Source organism: Acidovorax delafieldii 2AN, assembly GCF_000175235.1.
GTDB classification, from domain to species: domain Bacteria; phylum Pseudomonadota; class Gammaproteobacteria; order Burkholderiales; family Burkholderiaceae_C; genus Acidovorax; species Acidovorax delafieldii_B.
Map to the genome: position 1 here is coordinate 1 of NZ_ACQT01000034.1, position 25,023 is coordinate 25,023.

General features: G+C 63.0%; 25 protein-coding genes and 1 pseudogene. 18 read left to right on the forward strand and 8 right to left on the reverse strand.

All coding sequences use genetic code 11. The features are described 5' to 3' along the window. The 10 genes from ACDELDRAFT_RS07375 to ACDELDRAFT_RS07420 form a co-directional block, all read left to right on the forward strand. Window positions 1-1,197 (forward strand): c-type cytochrome (locus ACDELDRAFT_RS07375; RefSeq protein WP_005795084.1); only part of this gene is annotated, 1,197 nt, incomplete at its 5' end. 11 nt (window positions 1,198-1,208) lie between these two features. Further along, the gene (locus tag ACDELDRAFT_RS07380) at window positions 1,209-1,601 is read left to right on the forward strand and encodes a thioredoxin family protein (RefSeq protein ID WP_005795085.1); all 393 of its coding nucleotides are present in this window, start codon (window positions 1,209-1,211) and stop codon (window positions 1,599-1,601) included. 307 nt (window positions 1,602-1,908) lie between these two features. Further along, window positions 1,909-2,502: a ribosome maturation factor RimP gene (gene rimP, locus ACDELDRAFT_RS07385; protein ID WP_005795087.1), complete on the forward strand. Its 594-nt coding sequence runs from the start codon at window positions 1,909-1,911 to the stop codon at window positions 2,500-2,502. 77 nt (window positions 2,503-2,579) lie between these two features. Continuing rightward, complete coding sequence (gene nusA / locus ACDELDRAFT_RS07390; RefSeq protein ID WP_005795088.1) at window positions 2,580-4,064, forward strand: transcription termination factor NusA; 1,485 nt, start codon at window positions 2,580-2,582, stop codon at window positions 4,062-4,064. 23 nt (window positions 4,065-4,087) lie between these two features. After that, window positions 4,088-6,952: a translation initiation factor IF-2 gene (gene infB, locus ACDELDRAFT_RS07395; protein ID WP_005795089.1), complete on the forward strand. Its 2,865-nt coding sequence runs from the start codon at window positions 4,088-4,090 to the stop codon at window positions 6,950-6,952. An 18-nt stretch (window positions 6,953-6,970) separates the two neighbouring features. After that, entirely contained in the window at window positions 6,971-7,342 is a 372-nt protein-coding gene (gene rbfA / locus ACDELDRAFT_RS07400) for a 30S ribosome-binding factor RbfA (RefSeq protein WP_005795091.1), read from the forward strand. A 3-nt stretch (window positions 7,343-7,345) separates the two neighbouring features. Further along, on the forward strand, window positions 7,346-8,347 hold the full coding sequence (truB, locus tag ACDELDRAFT_RS07405; RefSeq protein WP_005795093.1) for a tRNA pseudouridine(55) synthase TruB: 1,002 nt from the start codon (window positions 7,346-7,348) through the stop codon (window positions 8,345-8,347). Beyond that, window positions 8,344-10,167 carry a translational GTPase TypA gene (gene typA / locus ACDELDRAFT_RS07410; RefSeq protein ID WP_005795095.1) on the forward strand — a complete coding sequence of 608 codons (1,824 nt, stop codon included), beginning with the start codon at window positions 8,344-8,346 and terminating at the stop codon, window positions 10,165-10,167. The genes truB and typA overlap by 4 nt, the downstream gene beginning before the upstream one ends. A gap of 68 nt (window positions 10,168-10,235) precedes the next feature. Continuing rightward, the gene (locus tag ACDELDRAFT_RS07415; protein WP_005795096.1) at window positions 10,236-11,111 is read left to right on the forward strand and encodes a DMT family transporter; all 876 of its coding nucleotides are present in this window, start codon (window positions 10,236-10,238) and stop codon (window positions 11,109-11,111) included. Then, entirely contained in the window at window positions 11,108-12,202 is a 1,095-nt protein-coding gene (locus ACDELDRAFT_RS07420; protein WP_005795098.1) for an enoyl-CoA hydratase/isomerase family protein, read from the forward strand. The genes ACDELDRAFT_RS07415 and ACDELDRAFT_RS07420 overlap by 4 nt, the downstream gene beginning before the upstream one ends. Before the next feature lie 189 nt (window positions 12,203-12,391). On the opposite strand, the gene ACDELDRAFT_RS07425 is transcribed toward ACDELDRAFT_RS07420, so the two are convergent. The 4 genes from ACDELDRAFT_RS07425 to smpB all read right to left on the reverse strand — a co-directional run bounded on the left by ACDELDRAFT_RS07425 (window position 12,392) and on the right by smpB (window position 14,788). Then, a complete protein-coding gene (locus tag ACDELDRAFT_RS07425) occupies window positions 12,392-13,282 on the reverse strand; it encodes an anti-sigma factor family protein (RefSeq protein ID WP_005795099.1) in 891 nt (296 codons plus the stop codon). Then, on the reverse strand, window positions 13,279-13,812 hold the full coding sequence (locus ACDELDRAFT_RS07430; RefSeq protein ID WP_005795101.1) for a sigma-70 family RNA polymerase sigma factor: 534 nt from the start codon (window positions 13,810-13,812) through the stop codon (window positions 13,279-13,281). The genes ACDELDRAFT_RS07425 and ACDELDRAFT_RS07430 overlap by 4 nt, the downstream gene beginning before the upstream one ends. 36 nt (window positions 13,813-13,848) lie before the next feature. Then, window positions 13,849-14,214: a COG4315 family predicted lipoprotein gene (locus ACDELDRAFT_RS07435; RefSeq protein ID WP_005795102.1), complete on the reverse strand. Its 366-nt coding sequence runs from the start codon at window positions 14,212-14,214 to the stop codon at window positions 13,849-13,851. A 100-nt stretch (window positions 14,215-14,314) separates the two neighbouring features. After that, window positions 14,315-14,788 (reverse strand): SsrA-binding protein SmpB, encoded by a 474-nt coding sequence (smpB, locus tag ACDELDRAFT_RS07440; RefSeq protein WP_005795104.1) that lies wholly within the window; start codon window positions 14,786-14,788, stop codon window positions 14,315-14,317. A 133-nt stretch (window positions 14,789-14,921) separates the two neighbouring features. Between smpB and ACDELDRAFT_RS07445 the strand changes: the two genes are divergently transcribed. Both ACDELDRAFT_RS07445 and ACDELDRAFT_RS07450 read left to right on the forward strand, forming a co-directional pair. Beyond that, entirely contained in the window at window positions 14,922-15,362 is a 441-nt protein-coding gene (locus tag ACDELDRAFT_RS07445; RefSeq protein ID WP_005795106.1) for a type II toxin-antitoxin system RatA family toxin, read from the forward strand. 13 nt (window positions 15,363-15,375) lie between these two features. Then, the gene (locus ACDELDRAFT_RS07450; RefSeq protein ID WP_050784142.1) at window positions 15,376-15,702 is read left to right on the forward strand and encodes an RnfH family protein; all 327 of its coding nucleotides are present in this window, start codon (window positions 15,376-15,378) and stop codon (window positions 15,700-15,702) included. A 37-nt stretch (window positions 15,703-15,739) separates the two neighbouring features. On the opposite strand, the gene ACDELDRAFT_RS07455 is transcribed toward ACDELDRAFT_RS07450, so the two are convergent. Next, entirely contained in the window at window positions 15,740-16,258 is a 519-nt protein-coding gene (locus ACDELDRAFT_RS07455; RefSeq protein WP_005795108.1) for a DUF4124 domain-containing protein, read from the reverse strand. Window positions 16,259-16,365: 107 nt separating this feature from the next. On the opposite strand from ACDELDRAFT_RS07455, the gene guaB reads away from it, so the two are divergent. The 5 genes from guaB to ACDELDRAFT_RS07480 all read left to right on the forward strand — a co-directional run bounded on the left by guaB (window position 16,366) and on the right by ACDELDRAFT_RS07480 (window position 21,844). Next, on the forward strand, window positions 16,366-17,835 hold the full coding sequence (gene guaB, locus ACDELDRAFT_RS07460; RefSeq protein ID WP_005795110.1) for an IMP dehydrogenase: 1,470 nt from the start codon (window positions 16,366-16,368) through the stop codon (window positions 17,833-17,835). A gap of 93 nt (window positions 17,836-17,928) precedes the next feature. Then, window positions 17,929-18,186, forward strand: a complete 258-nt coding sequence (locus ACDELDRAFT_RS07465; protein WP_005795111.1) for a type II toxin-antitoxin system Phd/YefM family antitoxin — start codon at window positions 17,929-17,931, stop codon at window positions 18,184-18,186. Further along, window positions 18,183-18,617 carry a type II toxin-antitoxin system VapC family toxin gene (locus ACDELDRAFT_RS07470; RefSeq protein ID WP_005795113.1) on the forward strand — a complete coding sequence of 145 codons (435 nt, stop codon included), beginning with the start codon at window positions 18,183-18,185 and terminating at the stop codon, window positions 18,615-18,617. Before ACDELDRAFT_RS07465 ends, ACDELDRAFT_RS07470 begins: the two co-directional genes overlap by 4 nt. Window positions 18,618-18,630: 13 nt before the next feature. After that, entirely contained in the window at window positions 18,631-20,250 is a 1,620-nt protein-coding gene (guaA, locus tag ACDELDRAFT_RS07475) for a glutamine-hydrolyzing GMP synthase (protein ID WP_005795114.1), read from the forward strand. A 211-nt stretch (window positions 20,251-20,461) separates the two neighbouring features. Beyond that, window positions 20,462-21,844: a tyrosine-type recombinase/integrase gene (locus ACDELDRAFT_RS07480; RefSeq protein WP_005795116.1), complete on the forward strand. Its 1,383-nt coding sequence runs from the start codon at window positions 20,462-20,464 to the stop codon at window positions 21,842-21,844. Window positions 21,845-22,016: 172 nt separating this feature from the next. Here ACDELDRAFT_RS07480 and ACDELDRAFT_RS07485 read toward each other — a convergent pair whose 3' ends face one another. Both ACDELDRAFT_RS07485 and ACDELDRAFT_RS07490 read right to left on the reverse strand, forming a co-directional pair. Continuing rightward, on the reverse strand, window positions 22,017-23,327 hold the full coding sequence (locus ACDELDRAFT_RS07485) for an IS4 family transposase (protein ID WP_005795117.1): 1,311 nt from the start codon (window positions 23,325-23,327) through the stop codon (window positions 22,017-22,019). Window positions 23,328-23,642: 315 nt separating this feature from the next. After that, the gene (locus ACDELDRAFT_RS07490) at window positions 23,643-24,449 is read right to left on the reverse strand and encodes a LysR family transcriptional regulator substrate-binding protein (protein ID WP_332375701.1); all 807 of its coding nucleotides are present in this window, start codon (window positions 24,447-24,449) and stop codon (window positions 23,643-23,645) included. On the opposite strand from ACDELDRAFT_RS07490, the pseudogene ACDELDRAFT_RS25595 reads away from it, so the two are divergent. Then, window positions 24,397-24,609 (forward strand): annotated as a pseudogene (locus ACDELDRAFT_RS25595) (group II intron reverse transcriptase/maturase); the annotation flags it as partial. The gene ACDELDRAFT_RS07490 and the pseudogene ACDELDRAFT_RS25595 sit on opposite strands and share 53 nt — an antisense overlap. Before the next feature lie 222 nt (window positions 24,610-24,831). On the opposite strand, the gene ACDELDRAFT_RS07495 reads toward ACDELDRAFT_RS25595, so the two are convergent. Continuing rightward, on the reverse strand, window positions 24,832-25,023 hold a 192-nt coding region (locus ACDELDRAFT_RS07495; RefSeq protein ID WP_005795120.1), incomplete at its 5' end, for a helix-turn-helix domain-containing protein.

Here is a 25,023-nt window from a genome sequence, read left to right on the forward strand (position 1 = left end):
GGGGAGGCCGCACTGCCGGCCACGCCGTCGGCATTGTCTGCCACGCCCGCACTGGTGGCGCGGGGTGAATACCTGGCGCGGGCCGGCAATTGCATGGCCTGCCATACCGCGCAGGGCGGTGCCGCCTACGCGGGCGGGCGGGGCATCGACACGCCCTTCGGCGTGGTTCACACCTCGAACCTCACGCCCGACAAGGCTACGGGCATTGGCTCCTGGTCTGCCGACGAGTTCTGGCGGGCGCTGCACAACGGGCGCTCGAAGGACGGGCGCCTGCTGTACCCGGCCTTTCCCTATCCCAACTACACCCAGGTAACGCGCGATGATTCCGATGCCATCTTTGCGTTCCTGCAGAGCCTGCCCGCCGTGAAGCAGGCCAACCGCGCCCATGCGCTGCGGTTTCCGTTCAACACGCAGGTGGCGCTGGGGGTGTGGCGCGCGTTGTTCTTTGCGCCAGGCACGCCCTCTTTCGACACGGGGCAGTCTGCGCAGTGGCAACGAGGCGCCTATCTGGTGAACGGCCTGGGCCATTGCGCGGCTTGCCACACGCCGCGCAATGCGCTGGGTGCCAGCAATTCGTCGCGTGCCTTCGGCGGGGGGCTGATTCCTGTGCAGAACTGGTACGCCCCGGCCCTCACCGCTGCTGCCGAGGCGGGCGTGGCGCATTGGCCGGTGCAGGACGTGGTGGCCCTGCTGAAGACGGGCGTGGCGCCGCAAGGATCCGTCTCGGGGCCTATGGCCGAGGTGGTGTTTCGCAGCACCCAGTACCTGAGCGACGCCGATGCCCAGGCCGTGGCCGTGTACTTGCAGGCACTGCCGCAGCAGCCGCCGGCCGTTGCGGTTGTCGCCCGTCCTTCCGCCGCCATGATGGCGCGCGGAGGCAAGGTGTACGAGAAGCACTGTGCGCAGTGCCATGGCGAGCAAGGCGAGGGCAAGCCAGGGGCGTTTCCCGCCTTGGCGGGAAACCGCGCCGTGATGCTGCAAGACCCCACCAACCTGATTCGCACGGTGTTGCAGGGCGGGTATCTGCCGGCCACAGCGGGCAATCCGCGCCCGCACGGCATGCCGCCCTTTATGCAGGTACTGACCGTCGACGAGGTGGCGGCGGTCAGTACCTTTGTTCGCAACACCTGGGGCAACCAGGCGCCCGCAGTGGATACCATTGGGATCTACCGTGCCCGGGAGCGGCGCGGTTCTTGAAGGAGAACCCCATGCAGAGCCCGGCAGCGTTGCCCGAATCCCCCCCCGTGGCCCCCGGCAGCGGCTGGTGGGCGGTGTGCCTGTGCGCCAACTGGTGCGGCACCTGCCGTGAATACCGTCCCATTTTTGATGATTTGGCCGCCGCGCACCCGCAAATGCGTTTTGTGTGGGTGGATATCGAAGACGAGTCTGAATTGGCCGGGGATCTGGACGTGGAGACGTTCCCCACCCTGCTGATCGCCGACGGTGCCCGGGCGCGCTTTCTGGGGCCGCTGCTGCCACAGGCTGCCGTGCTTACCCGGCTGCTGGCCAGCCTGCAGGCTGCACCAGGCTCCGGCGCGGGCCAAGAGGCACAAGAAGTGTTCGAGCGCGTGCGTGCCGCCCAGGCAGGCAACGCCGATTGAGGGCGTTGCGAGCGCGCACGCCGGAAGGCGCTGACGATTTTTGCTATGACTGTCTTGGCGGCCCGTGGCGGCAGCGCTGGCGCATGTATTTTTCGCTGGGCGGAAAGCGGTGACAGAGGTTTTTTTGCTTGACCTGCGCGCCTGCCACCGCCAACCTTTACAAATCAAGGCTTTACAGGCTACAATATGGTTCTCACGACCAAACGGGCGGGTACAAACCGCCCTTTTTTTTGGGCGTTTGCTTTTGGAGCTCGAAGCCTCTGGGGGTTGTCGGGTTTTTTGTTTTTTCAGGAATTAACTGAACCACGTGGCACTGCAGCAAGTCGTTGAACAAATTGTGACCGGTCTGGGATATGACCTGGTGGAGATCGAGCGATCCCCCGGCGGGCTGCTGCGCGTCACCATCGATTTGCCCTGGGTTCAGCCTACGGTGGATGCCCCGGTCCCGGCGACAGAGCAGTTCATCACGGTGGAAGACTGCGAAAAAGTTACCCGCCAGTTGCAGTTTGCGCTGGAAGTTGACGGTGTTGAGTACAAGCGGCTGGAGGTTTCCTCGCCCGGTATCGACCGTCCCTTGCGCCATGAGCAGGATTTCGTTCGTTTTGAAGGCTCGGTCATTGACCTCACTTTGAAGGCACCCATCGGTGCTGCGGCGGCGGGCCAGGTCAGCGCCACCCGTAAGAAATTTCGGGGCCTGCTCTCGCGGGCCGAGTCGGGTGGCTGGCAGATCGTCTGGAGCGACGAGCCGGCGGTAAAACCTGGGCAGAAAGTCAGCAAGAAGCGTGTCCCGGCTCCCCTGCAGGCGCTGGGATTCACGCTGGATGAACTGAGGGATGCCCGACTGGCGCCCATCGTGGATTTCAAGGGGCGAGGGGCAAAGACCGGTCAGGTGCCGGGCTGAGTCGCTGAATGGTTTGGATGGGGCTGGTGCTGTGGGCAGCTGCCGCCTTCGGGTGATTGAAACAGGAGAGTCATCGCATGAATCGCGAATTGTTGATGTTGGTTGAGGCCATTTCGCGCGAGAAGAACGTGGAGCGCGATGTGGTCTTGGGCGCCGTAGAGTCGGCCCTGGCCCAGGCTACCAAGAAGCTGTACCAGGGCGAGGTGGACATTCGCGTCTCCGTCGACCGCGACAGCGGCAACTACGAGACTTTCCGCCGCTGGCTGGTGGTGCCCGACGATGCCGGCCTGCAGAATCCAGACGCCGAAGAGCTGCTGATGGATGCGCGCGAGCGCGTTCCTGATGTCGAGGTCGGCGAGTACATCGAAGAGGCCATCGAATCGGTGCCCATCGGCCGCATTGGCGCCATGGCTGCCAAGCAGGTCATCCTGCAGAAGATCCGCGACGCCGAGCGCGAAATGCTGCTCAATGACTTCATGTCGCGCGGCGAGAAGATCTTCACGGGCACCGTCAAGCGCATGGACAAGGGCGACATCATCGTCGAGTCCGGCCGGGTCGAAGGCCGTCTGCGCCGCGGCGAGATGATCCCCAAGGAAAACCTGCGCAGTGGCGACCGCGTGCGGGCCATGATCATGGAAGTGGATCTGACCCTGCGCGGCGCCCCCATCATCCTGTCGCGCTCGGCGCCCGAGTTCATGATCGAACTCTTCCGCAACGAAGTGCCCGAGATCGAGCAAGGCCTGCTGGAGATCAAGTCCTGCGCCCGCGACCCCGGCTCGCGCGCCAAGATCGCCGTGCTGTCTCATGACAAGCGCGTGGACCCCATTGGCACCTGCGTCGGTGTGCGTGGCACCCGCGTGAATGCGGTGACCAACGAGCTTGCCGGCGAGCGCGTGGATATCGTGCTGTGGTCCGAAGACCCCGCACAGTTCGTGATCGGTGCGCTGGCCCCGGCCAACGTGTCGTCCATCGTGGTCGATGAAGAAAAGCACGCCATGGACGTGGTGGTGGACGAGGAAAACCTCGCCATTGCCATCGGTCGTGGTGGTCAGAACGTGCGCCTGGCGTCCGACCTGACCGGCTGGAAGATCAACATCATGGACGCCGCCGAAAGCGCGCAAAAGCAGGCCAACGAAACCGATACGGCCCGCAAGCTATTCATGGAAAAGCTCGATGTGGACGAAGAAATCGCCGACATCCTGATCTCCGAAGGGTTCGCCAGCCTGGAAGAAGTGGCCTACGTGCCGCTGCAGGAAATGCTGGAGATCGAAAGCTTCGACGAAGACACCGTGAACGAGCTGCGTGCCCGCGCCAAGGATGCGCTGCTTACCATGGAAATCGCCCGCGAGGAAAGTGTTGGCGAGGTTTCGCAAGACCTGCGCGACCTCGAAGGCCTCACACCCGAACTGATTGCCAAGCTGGCAGAAAATGGTGTGCACACGCGTGACGACCTGGCCGATCTGGCCATTGATGAACTGACCGACCTGACCGGACAGTCCGCAGAAGATGCCAAAGCCCTGATCATGAAGGCGCGCGAACACTGGTTCGCAGGGCAAGAGTAAGGTCAGGGAGGCACGAACCACATATGTCCAGTAACACTGTCGCCGAGTTTGCAACCGAACTCAAAAAATCGCCTGAAAACTTGCTCGACCAGCTCAAGGCTGCGGGCGTGCCCAAGGCAGCGCCGTCCGACGCCCTGACCGAGTCGGACAAGCAAAAGCTGCTGGCCTATCTGCAGGCCACCCACGGAACGGCTTCGGCTGACCGCAAGAAGATCACTCTCGTGAAGAAGTCCACGAGCGAAATCAAGCAGGCCGACGCTACGGGCAAGGCCCGTACCATCCAGGTGGAAGTGCGCAAGAAGCGCACCTTCATCCAGCGCGACGAAAGCGCAGAGGCCGCTGCCGAGTCCCACGTGCCTGCCTCGGTGGAAGATTCCGCCGTGTCCAGCGAAGACATCGAGTTGGCGCGTCGTGAAGAGGAAGCCAGCCGCCAGGCCGAGCTGATTCGCCGCCAGGAGGCCGAACTGGCCGAAAAGCGTGCCGAGCGTGAAGCCCGTGAAAAGCGCGAACGTGAAGCCGAAGAGCGCGCTGCCGCCTACGCCGCACAGGAGGCCGAGAAGAAGGCCCAGGCATCGGCTGTGAAGCAGGAAGCCACCCGCGAGCAGGCTGCCGAAGCCGCCGCCCGCCTTGCTGCCCAGAACGAGGCCCGTGAAAAGGCGGCCGCCGAATCGAAGGCCCGCTCGGATGAAGAAGCTGCGCGCGCAGCCGATCTCGACGCCCGTCGTCGCAAGGCCGAGGCCGAGGCCGCTGCTATCCGCTCCATGATGGCCACGCCCAAGAAGGCGGTCATGGTGGCCAAGAAGCCCGAAGAACCCAAGCCTGTTGCCAAGCCGGCGTCTGCTGCAGACGCCAAGAAGGGCACGCTGCACAAGCCCGCCGTGGGTACTGGCGCCGGTGCGCGCGCCGGCGCGCCAGCGGCCCCAGGGTCTGCGGCAGGCAAAGAAGTCAAGTCGGCCAAGCTGTCGTCCAGCTGGGCCAACGACACTGCCAAGAAGAAAGAAATCAAGACCCGCGGCGACAGCAGCGGCGGCGTCGGTCGCAACAACTGGCGTGGTGGCCCGCGTGGTCGCCGTGGCAATGATCGTGATCAGCGCGACGACCATCACCAGCACGCGGCCGCAGTGGAAGCGCGCATCATCGAAGTGCACGTGCCCGAGACCATCACGGTGGCCGAGTTGGCGCACAAGATGTCGATCAAGGCCTCGGAAGTGATCAAGGCGCTGATGAAGATGGGCCAGATGGTCACCATCAATCAGCCGCTGGACCAGGACACCGCCATGATCGTGGTGGAAGAACTGGGTCACAAGGCCGTGGTGGCAGCGCTGGACGATCCGGAAGCGTTCACTGACGAGGATGCAGGCCAGCAGGACGTTGAAGTGCTGCCGCGCGCCCCTGTGGTCACCGTGATGGGTCACGTCGACCACGGCAAGACCTCGCTGCTGGATTACATCCGCCGTGCCAAGGTCGCGTCGGGCGAAGCCGGCGGCATCACGCAGCACATCGGTGCCTACCACGTGGAAACACCGCGTGGCATGGTGTCGTTCCTGGACACCCCCGGCCACGAGGCGTTTACCGCCATGCGTGCCCGTGGCGCGCAGGCCACCGACATCGTGATTCTGGTAGTGGCGGCCGACGATGGCGTCATGCCCCAGACGAAGGAAGCCATCAAGCACGCCAAGGCGGCCGGTGTTCCGATCGTGGTGGCCATCACCAAGGCCGACAAGCCCGATGCCAACCCCGAGCGCGTCAAGCAGGAGCTGGTGGTCGAGGAGGTGGTGCCCGAAGAGTATGGCGGCGATTCGCCCTTCGTGGCCGTGTCGTCCAAGACCGGCATGGGCATCGATGAACTGCTCGAGCAGGTGCTGCTGCAGGCTGAAGTGCTCGAACTCAAGGCACCGGTCGATTCGTTGGCCAAGGGCCTCGTGATCGAAGCCAAGCTCGACAAGGGCCGTGGCCCGGTGGCCACGGTGCTGGTGCAGTCCGGCACGCTGAAGGTCGGTGACGTGGTGCTGGCGGGCCAGACCTATGGCCGTGTGCGCGCCATGCTGGACGAAAGCGGTCGCGTGGCCAAGACGGCCGGACCTTCGATTCCGGTCGAGATCCAGGGCCTGACCGAAGTGCCGCAGGCCGGTGACGAGTTCATGGTGCTGACGGACGAGCGCAGGGCACGCGAAATCGCGACCTACCGCGCCGGCAAATTCCGCAACACCAAGCTGGCAAAGCAACAGGCGGCCAAGCTGGAGAACATGTTCGCCGACATGACGGCGGGCGAGGTCAAGACCCTGCCCATCATCGTCAAGGCCGACGTGCAGGGCTCGCAAGAAGCGCTGGCCCAGTCGCTGCTCAAGCTTTCGACCGACGAAGTCAAGGTCCAGCTGGTGTACGCCGCTGTGGGTGCCATCAGCGAGTCCGACATCAATCTGGCTATCGCCTCGAAGGCCATCGTGATCGGCTTCAATGTGCGTGCCGATGCTGGTGCGCGCAAGCTGGCCGAGAGCAATGGTGTGGATCTGCACTACTACAGCATCATTTACGACGCCGTGGATGAGCTCAAGGTTGCCATGTCCGGCATGCTGGCTCCCGAGCAGCGCGAAGAAATCATCGGCACGGCCGAGATTCGCACCGTGTTCGTGGCCTCCAAGATCGGTACCGTGGCCGGCTCGTACATCACCTCGGGCATGGTCCACCGCAATGCCAAGTTCCGCCTGCTGCGTGACAACGTGGTGGTCTACACGGGCGAAGTGGATTCGGTCAAACGCCTCAAGGACGATGTCAAGGAAGTCAAGGAAGGCTTCGAGTGCGGTATCAAGCTCAAGAACTACAACGACATCAAGGAAGGTGATCAGCTGGAGTTCTTCGATATCAAGGAAATCGCCCGGACGCTGTAAGGCCTTGGTGACGACGATATGGCTGCGAAGAAATCTTCCACCCCCAACCGCGCCTTCAAGGTGGCCGACCAGATCCAGCGCGATCTGACGGAACTGATCGCGCGCGAGTTGAAAGACCCGCGCGTGGGCATGGTGACGCTGCAGGGCGTGGAGGTTACCCCCGACTATGCGCACGCCAAGGTGTTTTTCAGCCTTTTGGTGGGCGATCCGGTCGAGACCCAGGCGGCGCTCAACCAGGCAGCAGGGTTCCTGCGCAACGGGCTGTTCAAGCGCCTGCACATCCACACCGTGCCTACGTTGCACTTCGTGTTTGACCGCACCTCCGAGCGTGCGGCCGACATGAACGCCTTGATCGCCAAGGCCGTTTCTTCGCGCGCGAAAGAGGACTAGTCCATGAACGCGCCACGCACCAGGGTGCAGCGGCGCCCTGTGCATGGGGTGTTGCTGCTCGACAAACCGCTCGGCCTTTCGAGCAATGACGCCTTGCAAAAGGCGAAATGGCTGCTGCGCGCCGAGAAAGCGGGCCACACGGGCACGCTCGATCCGCTTGCTACGGGCGTGTTGCCGCTGTGTTTTGGCGCCGCCACCAAGTTCAGCCAGCTGCAGCTGGATGCGGCCAAGACCTACGAGGCGATTGCGTTGCTCGGTACCACCACGACCACCGGCGATGCCGAGGGGGATGTGGTGCACCGCTGCGATGTAGACCTGACCCAACTCACGCCCGAGCGCCTGGCAGCTGTGCAGCAGCAGTTCACTGGCCCCATTCGCCAGGTGCCGCCGATGCACAGCGCGCTCAAGAAGGACGGCAAGGCGCTGTACGAATATGCACGCGCCGGTGTCACGGTGGAGCGCGAAGCGCGGGACGTGGTCATTCATGTCCTCAAGCTGGCGCTAGTGCAGACGGATCAAGCGCATCCAGCTATCAAAATAATAGTGACCTGCAGCAAAGGCACCTACATCCGTACGCTGGGTGAAGACATTGGTACTGCACTGGGCTGTGGGGCGCACCTGACTTTTCTGCGCCGCATCGACACCGGTGGGCTGGGGGTGGAGCGTTGCGTCACGCTGGCGCAGCTTGAGGCCATGCCCGAGGCGGAGCGCCTGGCCAGTCTGGAGGCGCCCGAATCGCTGCTGGCACAACACGTGCGTGTCACGCTGAACAGTGACAATGCAGCCCGGTTCCTGTCGGGCGTGCGTCGCCGTGGCAACTGGCCCGATGCCAGTGCCGTGGCGGTGTTTGGCGAGAATCCCCCGGCGCTGCTGGGGGTGGGCCACATCGTGGGCGGGGAGCTGGTGCCGGACAGGCTCCTGAGTCCGCTGGAAATTCAACAAATTTTGGAAGGCACGCCGCATTCCGCGTCCATGGCGCACAGCGGCACATTGGAAAAACTATGACTAAACAAATCCGCAACATCGCCATCATTGCCCACGTTGACCATGGCAAAACCACCATGGTTGACCAGCTGCTGCGCCAGTCCGGTACGTTTGCCGACCACGAAAAGGTCGTCGACACCGTGATGGACAACAACGCGATCGAAAAAGAGCGCGGCATCACCATCCTGGCCAAGAACTGCGCCGTGAGCTGGAAGGGCACGCACATCAACATCGTCGACACGCCCGGCCACGCGGACTTCGGCGGTGAGGTGGAACGAGCCCTGTCCATGGTGGACAGCGTGGTGCTGCTGATCGATGCGCAAGAAGGCCCCATGCCCCAGACGCGTTTCGTGACCAAGAAGGCCCTGGCCCTGGGCCTGCGCCCCATCCTGGTCGTGAACAAGGTGGACAAGCCCGGTGCCAACCCCGACAAGGTGGTGAACGCTGCGTTCGATCTGTTCGACAAGCTGGGCGCGACCGACGAGCAACTCGACTTCCCCGTGGTATACGCCTCGGGCATCAACGGCTGGTCGTCGCTGGAAGAAGGCGCTCCTGGTGAGCAGTGGGGCCCCGACATGTCGGCCCTGTTCGACACCATCCTGAAGCACGTGCCACCGAACACGGGCAACCCAGACGCTCCGCTGCAACTGCAGATCTCGGCGCTGGACTTCTCCACCTTCGTGGGCCGCATCGGCGTGGGCCGCATCAGCCAGGGCACCCTGAAGCCCATGCAGGACGTGATCGTCATGGAAGGCCCTGATGGCAAGGCCGTGAAGGGCCGTGTGAACCAGGTACTGACATTCCAGGGCCTTGATCGCATGCAGACCCCCTTGGCTGGCCCTGGCGACATCGTTCTGATCAACGGCATCGAAGACATCGGCATCGGCGTGACCGTGACCGACCCTGCCAACCCCGCGCCGCTGCCCATGTTGAAGGTGGATGAGCCCACGCTGACCATGAACTTCTGCGTGAACACCAGCCCGCTGGCTGGCCGCGAAGGCAAGTTCGTGACCAGCCGCCAGATCTGGGACCGCCTGCAAAAGGAACTACAGCACAACGTGGCCCTGCGCGTGAACGAAACCGACGAAGAAGGCATCTTCGAAGTGATGGGCCGTGGTGAACTGCACCTGACCATCCTCTTGGAAAACATGCGCCGCGAAGGTTACGAGCTGGCCGTGTCCAAGCCCCGCGTGGTGTTCAAGGACATCGACGGTGTCAAGCACGAGCCTATCGAGCTGGTGACGGCCGACATCGAAGAAGGCCACCAGGGCGGCGTGATGCAGGCACTGGGCGAGCGCAAGGGCGAGCTGGTGAACATGGAGTCCGACGGTCGTGGCCGTGTGCGCCTGGAATACCGCATTCCGGCCCGTGGCCTGATCGGTTTCACCAACGAATTCTTGAACCTGACGCGCGGTTCGGGCCTGATTTCCAACATCTTCGACAGCTATGAACCGCACAAGGGCGATATCGGTGGCCGCAAGAACGGCGTGCTGATCTCCATGGACGACGGTGAAATCTTCACCTACGCCCTGGGCAAGCTGGACGACCGTGGCCGCATGTTCGTGAAGGCGAACGACCCCGTGTACGAAGGCATGATCGTCGGCATCCACAGCCGCGACAACGACCTGATCGTGAACGCCACGCGCACCAAGCAGCTGACCAACTTCCGCGTGTCCGGCAAGGAAGACGCGATCAAGATCACGCCCCCGATCGACCTCACGCTGGAATACGGCGTGGAATTCATCGAGGACGACGAACTGGTCGAGATCACGCCCAAGTCCGTGCGCCTGCGCAAGCGCTACCTGACCGAAAACGAGCGCAAGCGCGCCTCCCGGTCCTGATAGGCTAAGCGTTCCCGGAAGGGCCACTGCTGCGCAGTGGCCTTTTTTCCGTCTGCAATCCGAAGCCCATGTTGAAACTCACACATTCCCGTGCCGTGCTGCTGATGGTGGCAGTGACCCTGATGTGGTCGATTGCCGGCGTGGTCACGCGCCATCTGGAGCATGCGGCAAGCTTCGAGGTGACCTTCTGGCGCAGCTTCTTCACGTTGCTGTCGCTGCTGGTCATCCTGCCCGTCTTGCAGGGCAGGGCGGTTTTCACCTCTATGCGCCACAGCGGGCGGGCGCTCTGGATCTCCGGCGTGTGCTGGAGCGTGATGTTCACGGCCTTCATGGTGGCGCTGGTGCTGATGCCCGTGGCCAACGTGCTCGTCACCATGGCGGCGGGTCCGTTGCTCACGGCGCTGTTCTCGTGGCTGTTTATCGGACACCGTATCGCGCCGCGCACCTGGGCTGCGATTGGGGTGGCGGGCCTTGGCATTGCGTGGATGTATGGTTCGCAGATGGCGGGCCTGCCTTTGGCGGGCACGCTGGTGGCGCTGTGTGTGCCCGTGGCGGCAGCCATCAACTGGACGGTGGTGCAGTATTCGCAGCGCCACGGCCATGCAGTAGACCTGGTGCCCGCTGTGCTGGTGGGCGCGGTGATTTCGGTGATGGCCACTCTGCCGTTGGCAATGCCACTCCAGGCATCGGGGCATGACCTGGCCTTGCTGGCACTGCTGGGCGTGGTGCAATTGGCCATTCCTTGTGTGCTGGCCGTGCGCTGCGGGCGCGTGCTCAAGGCGCCCGAGATGGCGCTGCTCGGTCTGCTCGAAGTGATCTTTGGCATCTTGCTGGCGTGGTTGGGGGCGGGCGAAAAGCCCGGCTCAGCGGTGCTGACAGGGGGCGCGCTGGTGATCGGTGCGCTGGTTTTCAATGAACTATTGGGTTGGAAGGAACAAAAATGACGGAGACGGTAGTGTCTGAAGTGTTGAGTGAAGTGCGAGGCCAGGTGGGCTTCATCACCCTGAATCGTCCACGCGCCCTCAATGCCTTGTCGCTGGGCATGGTGCGCGATCTCATGGCCACCCTGCTGGCTTGGAAGGACGATGCGCAGGTGCTGGCCGTGGCCATTCGCGGCAGCAACAAGGAAGGGCCGTTCGGGGCCTTTTGCGCCGGGGGAGATATCCGCTTTCTGCACCAGGCGGGCAGCCAGGGCAATCCCCTGCTGGAGGATTTCTTCACCGAGGAATACGCGCTCAACCACCTCATTCACAACTACACGAAGCCCTACATTGCCTTCATGGACGGCATCGTGATGGGCGGCGGCATGGGCATCAGCCAGGGCGCCGCCTTGCGCGTGGTGACCGAGCGCACGAAGATGGCCATGCCCGAGACGGCCATTGGCCTCTTCCCCGACGTGGGCGGAGGCTATTTCCTGAGCCGCTGCCCGGGTCGCGTGGGCGAGTGGCTGGCGCTGACCGGCGACACCATCGGTGCCGGTGACGCTATCGCCAACCAACTGGCCGATGGCTATCTGCCTTCAGACCAGCAGGCAGCTGTGTGGGAGGCCCTGGCAACGCAACGCTTTGCGGATGGTGCGGCTGTCCAGTCTTACGTTGCTTCTCAATTTGTAGCGCTTCCGGTAAGTGGTACAAGCGCCCGCGCATATATTGACCATTTTTTTGCGTTCTCCACCGTGGGGGAGATCGTGCGTGCGCTGGAAGCCGCGGACAGCGAGTGGGCGCGCGCCACGGTTGCTACGCTGCGCAAGCGTTCGCCATTGATGCTGCACGTGGTGCTCGAGCAGGTGCGCCGCGCCCGCAGCATGGGCCTGGCCGAAGACTTGCGCATGGAGCGCGACATGGTGCGGCATTGCTTTTTCCTGCGGGCAGGCCAAAGCGAAACTGTCGAGGGCATCCGTGCGCTGGCGGTGGACAAGGACCATGCGCCCCAATGGAAGCCTGCGCGCATCGAAGACGTGACGCCTGAGATGGTGGCTCCTTTCTTCGTGAGCCCCTGGCCCGCCCACGCGCATCCGCTTGCGGCGCTGCGCTGAGGCGGGGGCGGTGTACCCGTCTCGCGCCGCACCTTGATCAGAGCGGTTTGGGTGCGGCGCCAAGAGTCGCGGTGTCCGCGCGGTGTGGTGCTGGCGCGGTTTGCCCATACGTGACAGGCCCTGCCTGTCATTACTGCGCGCTATTCGTACAGCAGCGTGCCTGTGCTGCACCTCCGCGCCCGCGAAGCGTCAGAGTTGCTGATGCACTGCCGTCGCCAGTGCCTGCAGGGCCGGGCGTGAGAGTTGGCCACTGAGTGCATAGCCAAAGCCGCCGTCCGTCCAGTAGAACCCCGGTACGGGACCTTCGTTGGTGAAGAGAAAAGCGGTTTCCGAGGGCGGCGCGGCCATGCCGTGCTCAGGGAGGGCGCTGCGCTCTGGGGTGGACCGGGACGCAAGGGGCGTCAGCGCTCCCAAATACAGCGTCACCCGCTCGCCTGCGCTGTTCTGGTACATGAATTGCGCACGCGCGCCGGTATCGCCGGGCAGCAGTCGCCCACCCATCAGTTCATAGCCCTGTGCGCTGAGCGCCGGCACCTTGAGAGGGCGGCCCAGCCGCTTGGAGAGCCATTGCACCAGGTGTTCCTGCTGGGCTGCCGGCACTTCGACGGGGTGGCGTTGTTCGGGCTGGAACACCGCGTGGGCCACGGCGGCCTGCGCTGCGAACCGGGTCGCCGGTGCGATGGCGGGAACAGCCATGGCGCTGTCACGCCCCGGCGGCGGGGCGTAACCCCGGCCCATCCACCCGAGGCCAAACGCCACCGCTACCGAGGCTGCCATGCCGCCCCAGCGCCACCACTGTTGCTGCGCGGCGCGGCGCGCCTGGGCATGCGCCAGGATCTCGAGCAGTGCATTGGGCACGGGGGCGTGCAGCATGTCGCGGTGCAGCGAGCGCAAACGCTCGCGCTGTGCCTGCCACTGTGCAACCGTGGCAAGAGCCGCCGCATCGCCCTCCAACTGCTGCTGCAGGGTCTGCGCTTCGGTGGGCGACAGCCTGCTATCCACCAGCGCATGCCATGCAGGATCGTGGGCCGTTTCGGCGCGAGAGGGTGTGGACGCTTCCATGGAAAAAGCCAGTTTCATTGGAGTCTGCGAAGCAGTGGCGTAGCGGTGGGAGCGGGCTGCGGCTCTGCCGAGGCCGGGGTCGCTGCCTGGTCCATCAGCACGCGCAAGCGGCTGCGTGCGCGCGACAGGCGAGACATGACAGTGCCCAGCGGAATGCCCAGGACACGCGCGGTTTCCTCGTAGCTGAGGTCTTCGAGCGTGACCAGCAGCAGCACGGCGCGCTGATCGGCAGGCAGGCGCTGGAGGCAGCGCTCGAGGTCCAGCGCTTCATCCGCTGATGCCCCATGGCCCTCAAGGCTGTCCTGCACCTCTTCAATCTCAAGCCGCTGCAAGGTGGGCAAGGCGCGGCGCTGGTTCAGGTAGAGGTTGTGCATCAGGGTGAACAGCCACGCGCGCAGATCGCTGCCGCTGCGCCACAACCGCCATTTGCTGCATGCCCGCTCGAGGGTGTCCTGCACCAGATCGTCGGCCGCCCAGGTGTCGCCCGTCAGCACCCGCGCATAGCGGCGCAGACCGGGGAGCTGCTCAATGACTTGCGTGCGGTTCATGCGCAACAGGGCAGTGGGGCATGCAGGTGCGCGCCTTCAAGGCCGTGCGGCGTGCCACACCTGATTGAAGCCGTCCCCGGTCTTGTCACCGGGCTTGGCGTCCTTGGCCCAGTAGTACAGCGGCTTGCCCTTGTAGGCGAGCTGGGTCTTGCCGTCGTCCCGCGTGATCACGGTGTAGTCGCCGCTGGCCTGTGCAGGGGCGGCGAGCAGGGGAGGCCAGTTGGTGGCGCAGGGGCCATAGCAGGCGGATTTGCCGCTGCCGGCCGTGTCGCGGTCAAAGGTGTAGAGCGTCATGTCGCCCGCACCGACCAGTACGCCGTCGAGGGGCTTGGCGGGTGACTGGGCCATGGACGAGCAGCCGGCGAAAGCGAGGAGCGCGGCGATGGGCAAGAGCTTTTTCATGGGTTTCTCCGTTGAAAGGAGCAGGAGCCGGCTATATGCGGCCCTGCATGCGGACAAACACATGGAGTCGGCGGTTTATTCCCTCCGAGCTCCAAATTTCTCAGCGGTTGCGGCTTTTCATGGCGCGCTCGACCTCGCGCTTGCCTTCGCGGTCTTTGATGGTGTCGCGCTTGTCATGTTCGGCCTTGCCCTTGGCGAGGGCGATTTCGCATTTCACGAAGCCGTTTTTCCAGTGCAGGTTGATGGGCACCAGGGTGTAGCCTTTTTGCTCGACCTTGCCGATCAGGCGTTTGATGTCGTCCTTCTTGAGCAGCAGCTTCTTGGTGCGCGCCGATTCCGGGTTGACGTGGGTCGATGCGGTCTTGAGCGGATGGATCAGGCAGCCCAGCAGGTACAGCTCGCCTTCGCGGATGAGCACGTAGCCATCGGTCAATTGGACCTTGCCCTCGCGCAGCGCCTTGACTTCCCAGCCGTGCAGCACCATGCCTGCCTCGTGGCGCTCTTCGAAGAAATAGTTGTAGGCCGCTTTCTTGTTGTCGGCAATGCGGGACGTGGGATCGGGTTTTTTGGCCATGAAGGATTAGATGCGGCGCAAACGGGGAGATAAAAGGCCTCCCTACAATGCTTGGGTCTCGCAACAGTGATTCTAAATTCCTCCGCTAAGCCCTGGCTGCACCTTCTCAGTGCACCGTGCCTGCCGTGTCTGCATGAAAACCGTTCATAAATCCGTCCTTATCTGGTACAGCCCCGACGAAATGTTCACCCTCGTGACGGATGTGGAGCAATACCCGCGCTTTTTGCCCTGGTGCGACCGTGCGGCAGTGCTGGAGCGCGATGAGCACGGCATGATGGCCGAGGTCGGCATTGCCATGGCGGGGTTGCGGCAGACTTTCGTTACGCGCAACGTGCATGAAGCGGGCCGGCGCGTGCAGATGCACCTCGTCAAGGGGCCGTTCTCGCAGCTGGAAGGAGACTGGCATTTTTACCCCGTGGCCGACGGCAGCCAGCGTGCATGCAAGGTGGAACTGGTGCTGAACTACGGGTTCGCCAGCGGCGCGCTGGCCGCGCTGGTAGGCCCGGTGTTCGATCGTATCGCGGCCAGCATGGTGGACGCCTTCGTCAAGCGCGCGGAGCAGGTGTATGGGTGAGGATGCGCACTGCATGCCGATCACGGTGGTGGCGTGTCCGTCACCCCGCGCCACGAGCGAGTGGTACGTGCACCTGCACGAGGGCGCCACGGTGGCTGACGCAATCAGGGCCTGCGGCTTGGCGCCCCCTGGGGTGCCCGGATCTGCCTTGGTTGCCGTGGGCATCTGGGGGCGCATGGTAGACCTGGGCCGCAGGTTGTCGGCCGGCGACAGGGTCGAGGTCTATCGCGCCCTCACGGTCGACCCCAAGACAGCCCGGCGCGAACGCTTTGCACGACAGGGCGCCCGCACGACCGGGTTGTTCGCGAAGCAGCGTGAAGGGGCGAAGGCAGGCTACTGATCAACCGCGCCAAGGGCTGAGCTTGGCTCGGGCCGGCTTATTTTGCGCAGTCGGACGCAATGATGCCGTCGAGCCGCTTGGACTCTGCCGTGCGGGTGGCTTCGTCGAGAAACCCCCGCTCTCCCTGAGCGTTGGTATGCATCAACGGCCGACCCGAGTCAAAGGTGGATTTCGCCTGGCGCGCGCGGGTGCAGTTTTCGGCCTTGGCCTTGGCCAGTTTTTCTTCTTCGGCCTTTTTCTTGGCTGCTTCTGCCGCGTCAGCCTGCGCTTTCTTTTCTTCGAGTTCTTTGTCCTTGCCGCTGGCTGCGCTCGCAGGCAAACGTGGCGTCGCTGCGGTTGGCTCGGCGGCGTTTTCGGACGGCACGGCACGCGGGGCAGTGCGCCCGCTTGGCTGGCCGCCGGGCTGTTTCAGAATGCTTTTTTCGGGAATATCGAGGGGTGGCGCGCGATCGCTGAACACCTTGCGGCCGTCCTTGTCGATCCACTGCCATTGGGCTGCTGCGCCCAGCGACCAGGTGCAGGCGAAGGCCAGCAGCAAAAGCTTGTGCATTTTCATGGCGGCAAGTTTAGCCGTGCCTCCAGGCAGCCGCCAGTGCGCGGCTTTCACCCACGGCGTTTTCGCCACAGGCCGCGCGGGTACAATCCGTTTTTTGGAGCTTTCTCATGCGCCTTCTTGGAAAAGCGCTCACCTTCGACGATGTGTTGCTGGTGCCAGCGTACTCCCAGGTCCTGCCCAAGGACACGTCCCTCGCGACAAAACTCTCCCGCAACATCCAGTTGAACCTGCCGCTCGTGTCCGCAGCGATGGACACCGTGACCGAGGCACGGCTGGCCATTGCCATTGCCCAGGAGGGTGGCATCGGCATCGTGCACAAGAATCTGACGCCGCAGGAGCAGGCCGCGCACGTGGCCAAGGTCAAGCGGTACGAGTCGGGCGTGGTGCGCGACCCCGTGGTCATCACCCCCGAGCACACCGTGCTCCAGGTGCTGGAGCTGTCGGAGCAGCTGGGCATTTCGGGTTTTCCGGTGTGCGACGGCGGCAAGGTGGTTGGCATTGTCACCAGCCGTGATCTGCGCTTTGAAACGCGTTACGACGTCAAGGTCCATCAGATCATGACGCCGCGTGAGAAGCTCATCACCGTCAAGGAAGGCGCCTCGGCCAGCGAGGCCAAAGCATTGCTCAACAAGTACAAGCTGGAGCGGCTGCTCGTGGTCAACGATGACTTCGAGCTCAAGGGCCTGATCACGGTGAAAGACATCACCAAGCAGACCAGCTTCCCCAACGCGGCCCGTGACGCTTCTGGCCGCCTGCGTGTGGGCGCTGCCGTCGGCGTGGGGGAGGGCACGGAAGAGCGTGTCGAAGCCCTGGTCAAGGCAGGCGTGGACGCCATCGTCGTCGACACGGCCCATGGGCACAGCAAAGGCGTGATCGACCGTGTGCGCTGGGTCAAGCAGAATTATCCGCAGATCGACGTGATCGGAGGCAACATCGCCACAGGAGCGGCTGCGTTGGCGCTGGTTGAGGCGGGGGCGGACGCGGTCAAGGTCGGTATTGGTCCGGGTTCCATCTGCACGACCCGCATCGTGGCCGGCGTAGGCGTGCCGCAGATCATGGCGATCGACAGCGTGGCTACGGCACTCAAGGGCACGGGCGTGCCGTTGATCGCTGACGGTGGCATCCGCTACAGCGGTGACATCGCCAAGGCGCTGGCTGCTGGCGCCAGCACCATCATGATGGGCGGCATGTTCGCTGGCACGGAAGAGGCGCCGGGCGAAGTCATCCTGTTCCAGGGCCGCAGCTACAAGAGCTACCGCGGCATGGGCAGCATTGGTGCCATGCAGCAGGGCAGTGCTGATCGCTACTTCCAGGAATCCACCACCGGCAATCCCAATGCAGACAAGTTGGTGCCGGAGGGCATCGAAGGCCGCGTGCCGTACAAGGGCTCGATGGTGTCCATCGTGTTCCAGATGGCCGGCGGCGTGCGGGCGGCGATGGGCTACTGTGGCTGCGCAACCATCGAGGACATGAACAACAAGGCCGAGTTTGTCGAGATCACCACGGCAGGCATCCGTGAGAGCCACGTGCACGACGTGCAAATCACCAAGGAAGCGCCCAACTACAGGGCTGATTGATCATTGTTGGGATCGCATCTGGCTGGATTGAAAAATCTGGCCAGACTGGTATAGTCTGGTCTGAATTCATTTTCAGGCCAGACTTTTTTGTTTATGCAGTCCGTCGGTATCTACGAGGCCAAAAGCAGGTTCTCTGCCTTGATCGAGCTCGTGGAGCAGGGCGAGGAAGTGCGCATCACCCGCCACGGCAAGGAGGTGGTGCGCATGCTGCCGGTGCGCCGCCGCCCGGTGATCTCGGATGAGCAGATTGCGCGCGAGCTGGGTCAGATAGATGCGCTGCATGCCAGCATTCAGCCCGCAGGCGCATCCACTGTGGACGTGCTGCGCCGCACAGGCCGGAGCGGCGCGTGACCGCATTCGTCCTCGATGCTTCAGTCACGGCAGCCTGGTTGCTGCCCGACGCTGCCAGTGAACATACCCGTCGCCTCTACGCCCTTATCCGCCGGGACGAAGTCGAACCCCAAGCCCCCAACCTGTGGCAGTGGGAGTGCAGCAACATCCTCGCCAACGGTGTGAACAGTGGTCGTATCCCTGCTGATTCCGTCGAAGGTCTGTGGAGCGTGCTCGAGGCCATTCGCCATCGGGTGGAACTGCACGAACTTGCCCCCGCACAGCACAAGGCCGTGCTGGATGTGGCGCTGGAAACAGGCCTGCCCACCTTGGATGCCGCCTACCTGTGGCTGGCGCGCTCGCTGCGCCTGCCGCTGGCCACTTTCGACCCCGACCAGGCCGCTGCCGCTCAGCGCAGCGGCATACCGCTTCTCGACCTCTCCCGCCTCTGACGGAAATCCCACCATGCAACACCAGAAGATACTCATCCTCGACTTTGGCTCGCAAGTCACTCAGCTCATCGCCCGCCGCGTGCGCGAGGCCAATGTGTACTGTGAAGTGCACCCGTGCGATGTGACTGACGAGTGGGTGCGCGACTACGCCAAGGACGGCTCGCTCAAGGGCATCATCCTGTCGGGCAGCCACGCGAGCGTGACCGAAGACACCACCGACCGAGCGCCGCAAGCCGTGTTCGATCTGGGTCTGCCCGTGCTGGGCATTTGCTACGGCATGCAGACCATGGCGCAGCAGCTGGGCGGCAAGGTCGAAACGGGCCACAAGCGCGAGTTCGGCTTTGCGGCTGTGCGTGCACGTGGCCATACCGCGCTGCTCAAGGACATCGCCGACTTCACCACCCCCGAAGGCCATGGCATGCTCAACGTCTGGATGAGCCATGGCGACAAGGTCACCGAGCTGCCCCCGGGCTTCAAGCTGATGGCCAGCACCGAAAGCTGCCCCATCGCCGGCATGGCCGACGAAGAGCGCCGCTTCTATGCCGTGCAGTTCCACCCTGAAGTCACCCACACCGTACAGGGCAGGGCGCTGCTCGACCGTTTTGTGCTCGGCATTTGCGGCACGCGTCCGGATTGGGTGATGCGCGACCATATCGCCGAAGCCGTCGAGCAGATCCGCGCCCAGGTGGGCGATGAAGAAGTGATCCTGGGCCTTTCCGGCGGCGTCGATTCCTCCGTGGCCGCAGCGCTCATCCACCGCGCCATCGGCGACCAGCTCACCTGCGTGTTCGTCGATCATGGCCTGTTGCGCCTCAACGAAGGCGACATGGTCATGGACATGTTCGAGGGCAAGCTGCACGCCAAGGTGATTCGCGTCGATGCGAGCGAATTGTTCCTGGGCAAGCTGGCTGGCGTGAGCGATCCCGAGCAGAAGCGCAAGATCATCGGCGGCCTGTTTGTCGACGTGTTCAAGGCCGAGGCCGCCAAGCTCAAGGCCGGCGGCGCGGGCCACAAGGGGGCTACCTTTTTGGCGCAGGGCACCATCTACCCCGACGTGATTGAGTCCGGCGGCGCGAAGAGCAAGAAGGCTGTCACCATCAAGAGCCACCACAACGTGGGTGGCCTGCCCGAGCAGCTGGGCCTGAAGCTGCTGGAACCCCTGCGCGACCTGTTCAAGGACGAAGTGCGCGAACTGGGCGTGGCCCTGGGCCTGCCGCCCGAGATGGTCTACCGCCACCCGTTCCCCGGTCCCGGCCTGGGCGTGCGCATCCTGGGTGAGGTGAAAAAGGAATATGCCGACCTGCTGCGCCGCGCCGACGCGATCTTCATCGAAGAGCTGCGCAACTTCACAGATGAAGCCACGGGCAAGACCTGGTACGACCTCACCAGCCAGGCCTTCACCGTGTTCCTGCCCGTCAAGAGCGTGGGCGTGATGGGCGATGGCCGCACGTACGACTACGTTGTGGCCCTGCGCGCCGTGCAGACCAGCGACTTCATGACTGCCGACTGGGCCGAACTGCCGTACGCTCTGCTCAAGAAGGTGTCGGGCCGCATCATCAACGAGGTGCGCGGTATCAACCGCGTGACCTACGACGTGAGCAGCAAGCCGCCAGCGACGATCGAGTGGGAGTGAAACCGAGGCGGTTCAGGGCATCCAATGTAGTCCCGATTTTGGTGGACTTCATAGGACCAGCAACCGGTTGACGTTTCACCCAGTCCGATATCGCCACAGGCAACCTCGCCGGTTTTGACGGCATTGCTGGCGGTATCAGATCTCAGTCCTTGAATGACCTCAGTTGGTACCGTCAAATGGTCTGACGGTATCTACTAACAAGGGGATTGAGATGCTTACTGACAAGCAGTTGAAGACGTTGACAGGCGGCGAGAAGGTCTACAAGGTCGCCGACCAACAGGGGCTCTATGCCGCTGTTCTTCGCTCGGGGACTATCAGCTTTCGCTACGACTATCGGGTGAACGGTCGCCGGGAGACGCTGGTGATCGGGCAGTACGATGCGAACCTCGGAGCGAAGTGCCAGCGGGAACTTTCCGAGTTGGACTACGGCATGACGCTTTCGCTCGCGGAAGCTCGTCTTCTGTTGACTAGGGCGCGGAAATCGCTTGAGCGCGGGGAAAGCCCGTCTCGAACCAAGGTGGAGAAGCGCATCGAGGCCAACGAAGCGCTGACGTTCGGGAAGTGGGCCGAGAAGTACTTCTCCGAGGCCGAGCTAGCCGAGTCCACCCGTGCAATGCGCAAGTATGTCTACGATCGAAACTTGGCCACGGAGTTTGGCCGCTTGAAGCTCGAAGAAATCACTTCTGCTCGTCTGATGGCGCGGTGCGAAAAGATCAAGGAGCGTGGTGCCGAGGCGCCGGCAGTACAGTCGCGTGACATCGTGCTGCAGATTTACCGCTTCATCCAGGCCCGAGGAGTGAAGGTCGAAAATCCGGCGGAAGCAATCCGGCCCAGTGCGATTGCCACATTCAAGGCACGAGACAGAGCGCTATCTCCTGTGGAGATCCACAAATTCTTCCGGGCACTGGAGGAAGTCGCATCAGCCGCAACTCTACGTCTCGCCGTCAAGTTCATGCTGCTAACGATGGTGCGAAAGGGCGAATTCATCCAAGCAAGGTGGGACGAAATCAACTTCGAAACCGCGACTTGGACTATTCCCAAGGAGCGGATGAAGGCCGGGCGCTCTCACACTGTCTACCTCAGCTATCAGGCCGTAGACATTTTGGTTGCATTCAAGGCGTGCTACTCAGCTAGCCCCTACCTTCATCCAGGGCGCTACGAGTCCGACTTTCCGCTCAGCAATGGAACACTTAACCGTCTGCTAGTAGGGGGCGTTGAGGTGATTCGAAAGCGCGGCGAGGACTTCGAGCCCTTCACCGTTCATGATCTCCGTCGTACAGCCAGCACCTTGCTACATGAGGCAGGGTACAGCTCGGACTGGATCGAGAAATGTTTGGCTCATGAGCAGAAGGGAGTTCGCGCGATCTATAACAGGGCTGAGTATGCGCAGCAGCGGCGCAGGATGCTCCAGGATTGGGCCGACATGGTGGACTCATGGATATCGACTGGCTCGAGTCATGTTCCGCAGGTGAATGTCAGCGATGCCTCCGCAATCAAGTTGAACTCAGCTGAGCCAGGCCCACAGATAGCTAGCGACTCTCCTGGTGTCCGCCGGAGGCCGCAGTTACCTGAGCAGGTATCCGCACTGATGTAGGAGGCTGGCGAGCAGCGCGCTTCGCTCGAGGCGCATGCGTGTTGTGAGGCTGCAACGTCTAGGTAACATGGTGGGGGTTGGGGATTCGAGTCCCGTCCACTCCGCCAAAACGAGTCTTCTAGGTCGTTGATTTAGAAGAGAAAAAAGCCACCTTCGGGTCAATGCCAGTCAGTTAAGCCGCTGACTGGCATTTTTTCGTTGGGAACTTGCTGCGCGAGCGCTTGACCTCGCGCGGGAATGATCGACCTTCTCGGCGAGGCGGGAGAACGAAGTAGCGGGTCTGCTCCAGCAGCCGTTGCAAAAGTGCAGGGACCGTGCCAGCGCGCGCCAGATGCACCGTGTTGATCGCTCCCACGATGGCATGGCGGGCCGTGTGGAAGCTGATGCGGGTGGGCTCCACCCCTTCATGTTCTGCCATCAGGCGCATCCATCGTCTGAGCAGCGTGTAGGCAATCAGCACGCCCCAGACCTCCTGCTTGACCAGTTCGGGCTGTTTGCTGCGTAACACGGCCTGGCCCTGTTGCAGCGATTGCTTGATCTCCCGAAACCCCAGCTCGATCTCCCAGCGCTGGCGGTACAGTTGCGCCAGGGGTGCTGCGGCAAACTGCTCAGGATCAAGCATCGAGGTGATGAAACGCCGGACCTTGCCCCCAGCCCTCACCTCAATCAGCCGGGCCTGCCAATGGCTGGGCAATTGCGGGTGCAGTTTCCTGGCCCGTGGCGACACCGGCATGCGAATCAGCCAATCGCCTTCGTCCAAGGTTTGCACCACCTCGTAGCGCAAGTTGTCCTTGGCCCGCATGAGCCAGTGGCGCTGCTGGCCCGCCTGGCTCCAAGCGAGCAAGAAGGCGGCGCTGAAGTAAGCGCGGTCGAACAAGGTGATCGAGTGATCCAGGCCGTGCAGGTCGGCAGCCAACGTCAACTCACCGCAGCCGTAGTCCCCTAGTTGGGCATCGAGCAGCTCATGGCTATCGGTGTCCAGCAGGCAAACGGCGCGCACCATGGGCCAGGGCTGGGGGCCATACTGTGTCTGTCCACTGCCCAGCTCCTGGCGGTTGTCCTTGCTGTCCGGTGCTGACCAGGCCACGCCATCGACAGCCAATACACGCAACGCTCCAGCATGCACTGCATGGGCACGGCCCCAGGCGTTGGCGAGCAAGCCAAACATGTGCTCCATGGGCTCGGCCCCCAGCCGCTGACGAACCTGTACGCTGACGCTGGGTGCGGGCAGCTCCTGGCCATCGAGTGTCAGCGCCATCTCCTGCACCACCTGCCACAGCGGCATGTGGCGAAACAGCGCCAGACCGATCACCAGCCAGACGGCGTGCTCGGCGGGCAGCTTGCGCCGGCGCATGGAGGCCTTGCCTGTGGCTTGCAAAGCTTGCGCTATCCAGGCTGGATCGAGCAGCGCGCTCAATTCGGCTATGGCGTTGGCAGGCAGCGTCTCCAACGTCTCGTTCAGGGTGGTTTGCAGCAGGCTCAAAACAAAAAGGGAACGTGTTGAACACGTTCCCTTTGTAGAGCAAGTCAGCCTCGCTTTGGCTTAACTGACTGGCATTGACCTTCGGGTGGCTTTTTTGCTCCTGAGCCCCGTCCCGATCCCCGTGCGTAGATGGGATTGCATGGCGCGCAATGAGACGATCGACGCTCAGGCCTGTAGAGCTTCTGCGCCTCATGGCAACTCTCTGCAACCGAGATCAGCAGTTCCGCCCGTCGCGCTCCACGATCTTCGTCGCACGGTCGGCATCTTGCTCCATGAGGCAGCCTTCAACGGCGACTGGAGCCCGCGCAGCATTGTCTATTTGCGGCTACCGAATTCCGCGGATGGCGGTGGCTTTGAGGTTGCGCATTTCTTTGCGATCTCTGCAATTCTGGTTCGCAATGTCGATTGATCGTCGGGCCGGAACGCCAGGTGGTATGTTGCAGTTGGGACAGCGGGTGCGGTGCGCACTGAAACCATGCATCCCTGGCGAACAGGCTGGAAGTACTTGACGGGGAGGCAGGCCACGCCGACGCCGGTCTCCACCAACCCAGCCAGCGCGGTAAGGCTGTTGCTGCCGAAGACATGCTCAATGTCGATGCCCATGCCCGCAAACAAGCGGCGGGTGAGGGCCGTCAAACCTGAGCCTGCATTCTGTTCGATCACGGGGTATGCAGCCACTTCATCGAGGGAGACTGCGCGGTCCGTGGGCAGCAGCCCCGGTTTGCAGAACCAGCCGTACTGCACCGTTTGTATGACAATCGACTCCAACTCCTGGGGGAGGTAGAGATCCTGAATGACGACGACATCCAACTCGCCATTCAGCAATTTTTCCAAGAGTACCGCAGACAGATCGATCTCGGGATGCAGCCTAAGATCGGGGTAGGCAGACCGCATATTTTTGGCGAAGGAGGGAAACCACGTCAGCGCGGAAAGCTCGGTATGCCGATGCGCAAGGTGCGGCGAATGCGGCTCTTCTCGCTTCTGAGTTCCTCGAGCGATGCCAACGCTTTGAGAATGCCGTTGGCTTCCGTCAGAAGGCCTTGGCCATGGTCCGTCAGCGACAGCCGGGTGGCTGCGCCATCGCCTGAGGGCGATCCAGTTCAAGCACTGGAAGAGGCCCAAGAGGATCTACCGCGAACTCAGGGCGCTGGGGGTAACGGAGGATGCGGCCAGGCAGGTGGCGGGCAACTGCCACCGCTGGTGGCGCAACAGCGATGGGGCGATCAACACCGTACTGACCATTGCGTACTTCGACCGGATGGGACTACCCAGGCTGTCCTGACCTCAAACTCTCGAACCGCCCGGTGCGGACCCGCATGCCGGGTGGTGTGGCAGGGGCGCCTCCGATAAGGAGGCCCCTATGCCGATTCTGTCCTCGCAGAGTGATCTCAGGAGTAAACCGAGGGGTAAACCAGCTTTGCCATGAATTTCAAGTCAAATTCGACTGAAATTATTCAAAAAGCGCCAGAAGCTATTAATTAATGAGCAATACGTCGGCGCGCGCTCAGTCTCCACGCACCCCGGTCACCAGCGCCTCGAGTGCCCGCACGTCGGTCACCACCAGCGCATGCGCGCCATCCTTGCGCAGCAGGCCGCGCCGGGTGAGGGCGCTGAGCTCTCGCGTGACCTCCTCGCGGTTCGTGCTAATCCTGCTGGCCAGTGCGGCATGCGGGGGCGTCGGGTCGATGCGCGCCGT

Bases quoted from the DNA above. Each gene is read 5' to 3' on its own strand.
- ACDELDRAFT_RS07380 (WP_005795085.1), top strand. From the start codon at position 1,209: ATGCAGAGCCCGGCAGCGTTGCCCGAATCCCCCCCCGTGGCCCCCGGC.
- nusA (WP_005795088.1), top strand. From the start codon at position 2,580: ATGAATCGCGAATTGTTGATGTTGGTTGAGGCCATTTCGCGCGAGAAG.
- infB (WP_005795089.1), top strand. From the start codon at position 4,088: ATGTCCAGTAACACTGTCGCCGAGTTTGCAACCGAACTCAAAAAATCG.
- rbfA (WP_005795091.1), top strand. From the start codon at position 6,971: ATGGCTGCGAAGAAATCTTCCACCCCCAACCGCGCCTTCAAGGTGGCC.
- truB (WP_005795093.1), top strand. From the start codon at position 7,346: ATGAACGCGCCACGCACCAGGGTGCAGCGGCGCCCTGTGCATGGGGTG.
- typA (WP_005795095.1), top strand. From the start codon at position 8,344: ATGACTAAACAAATCCGCAACATCGCCATCATTGCCCACGTTGACCAT.
- ACDELDRAFT_RS07415 (WP_005795096.1), top strand. From the start codon at position 10,236: ATGTTGAAACTCACACATTCCCGTGCCGTGCTGCTGATGGTGGCAGTG.
- ACDELDRAFT_RS07420 (WP_005795098.1), top strand. From the start codon at position 11,108: ATGACGGAGACGGTAGTGTCTGAAGTGTTGAGTGAAGTGCGAGGCCAG.
- ACDELDRAFT_RS07425 (WP_005795099.1), bottom strand. From the start codon at position 13,282: ATGAAACTGGCTTTTTCCATGGAAGCGTCCACACCCTCTCGCGCCGAA.
- ACDELDRAFT_RS07430 (WP_005795101.1), bottom strand. From the start codon at position 13,812: ATGAACCGCACGCAAGTCATTGAGCAGCTCCCCGGTCTGCGCCGCTAT.
- ACDELDRAFT_RS07435 (WP_005795102.1), bottom strand. From the start codon at position 14,214: ATGAAAAAGCTCTTGCCCATCGCCGCGCTCCTCGCTTTCGCCGGCTGC.
- smpB (WP_005795104.1), bottom strand. From the start codon at position 14,788: ATGGCCAAAAAACCCGATCCCACGTCCCGCATTGCCGACAACAAGAAA.
- ACDELDRAFT_RS07445 (WP_005795106.1), top strand. From the start codon at position 14,922: ATGAAAACCGTTCATAAATCCGTCCTTATCTGGTACAGCCCCGACGAA.
- ACDELDRAFT_RS07450 (WP_050784142.1), top strand. From the start codon at position 15,376: ATGCCGATCACGGTGGTGGCGTGTCCGTCACCCCGCGCCACGAGCGAG.
- ACDELDRAFT_RS07455 (WP_005795108.1), bottom strand. From the start codon at position 16,258: ATGAAAATGCACAAGCTTTTGCTGCTGGCCTTCGCCTGCACCTGGTCG.
- guaB (WP_005795110.1), top strand. From the start codon at position 16,366: ATGCGCCTTCTTGGAAAAGCGCTCACCTTCGACGATGTGTTGCTGGTG.
- ACDELDRAFT_RS07465 (WP_005795111.1), top strand. From the start codon at position 17,929: ATGCAGTCCGTCGGTATCTACGAGGCCAAAAGCAGGTTCTCTGCCTTG.
- guaA (WP_005795114.1), top strand. From the start codon at position 18,631: ATGCAACACCAGAAGATACTCATCCTCGACTTTGGCTCGCAAGTCACT.
- ACDELDRAFT_RS07480 (WP_005795116.1), top strand. From the start codon at position 20,462: ATGCTTACTGACAAGCAGTTGAAGACGTTGACAGGCGGCGAGAAGGTC.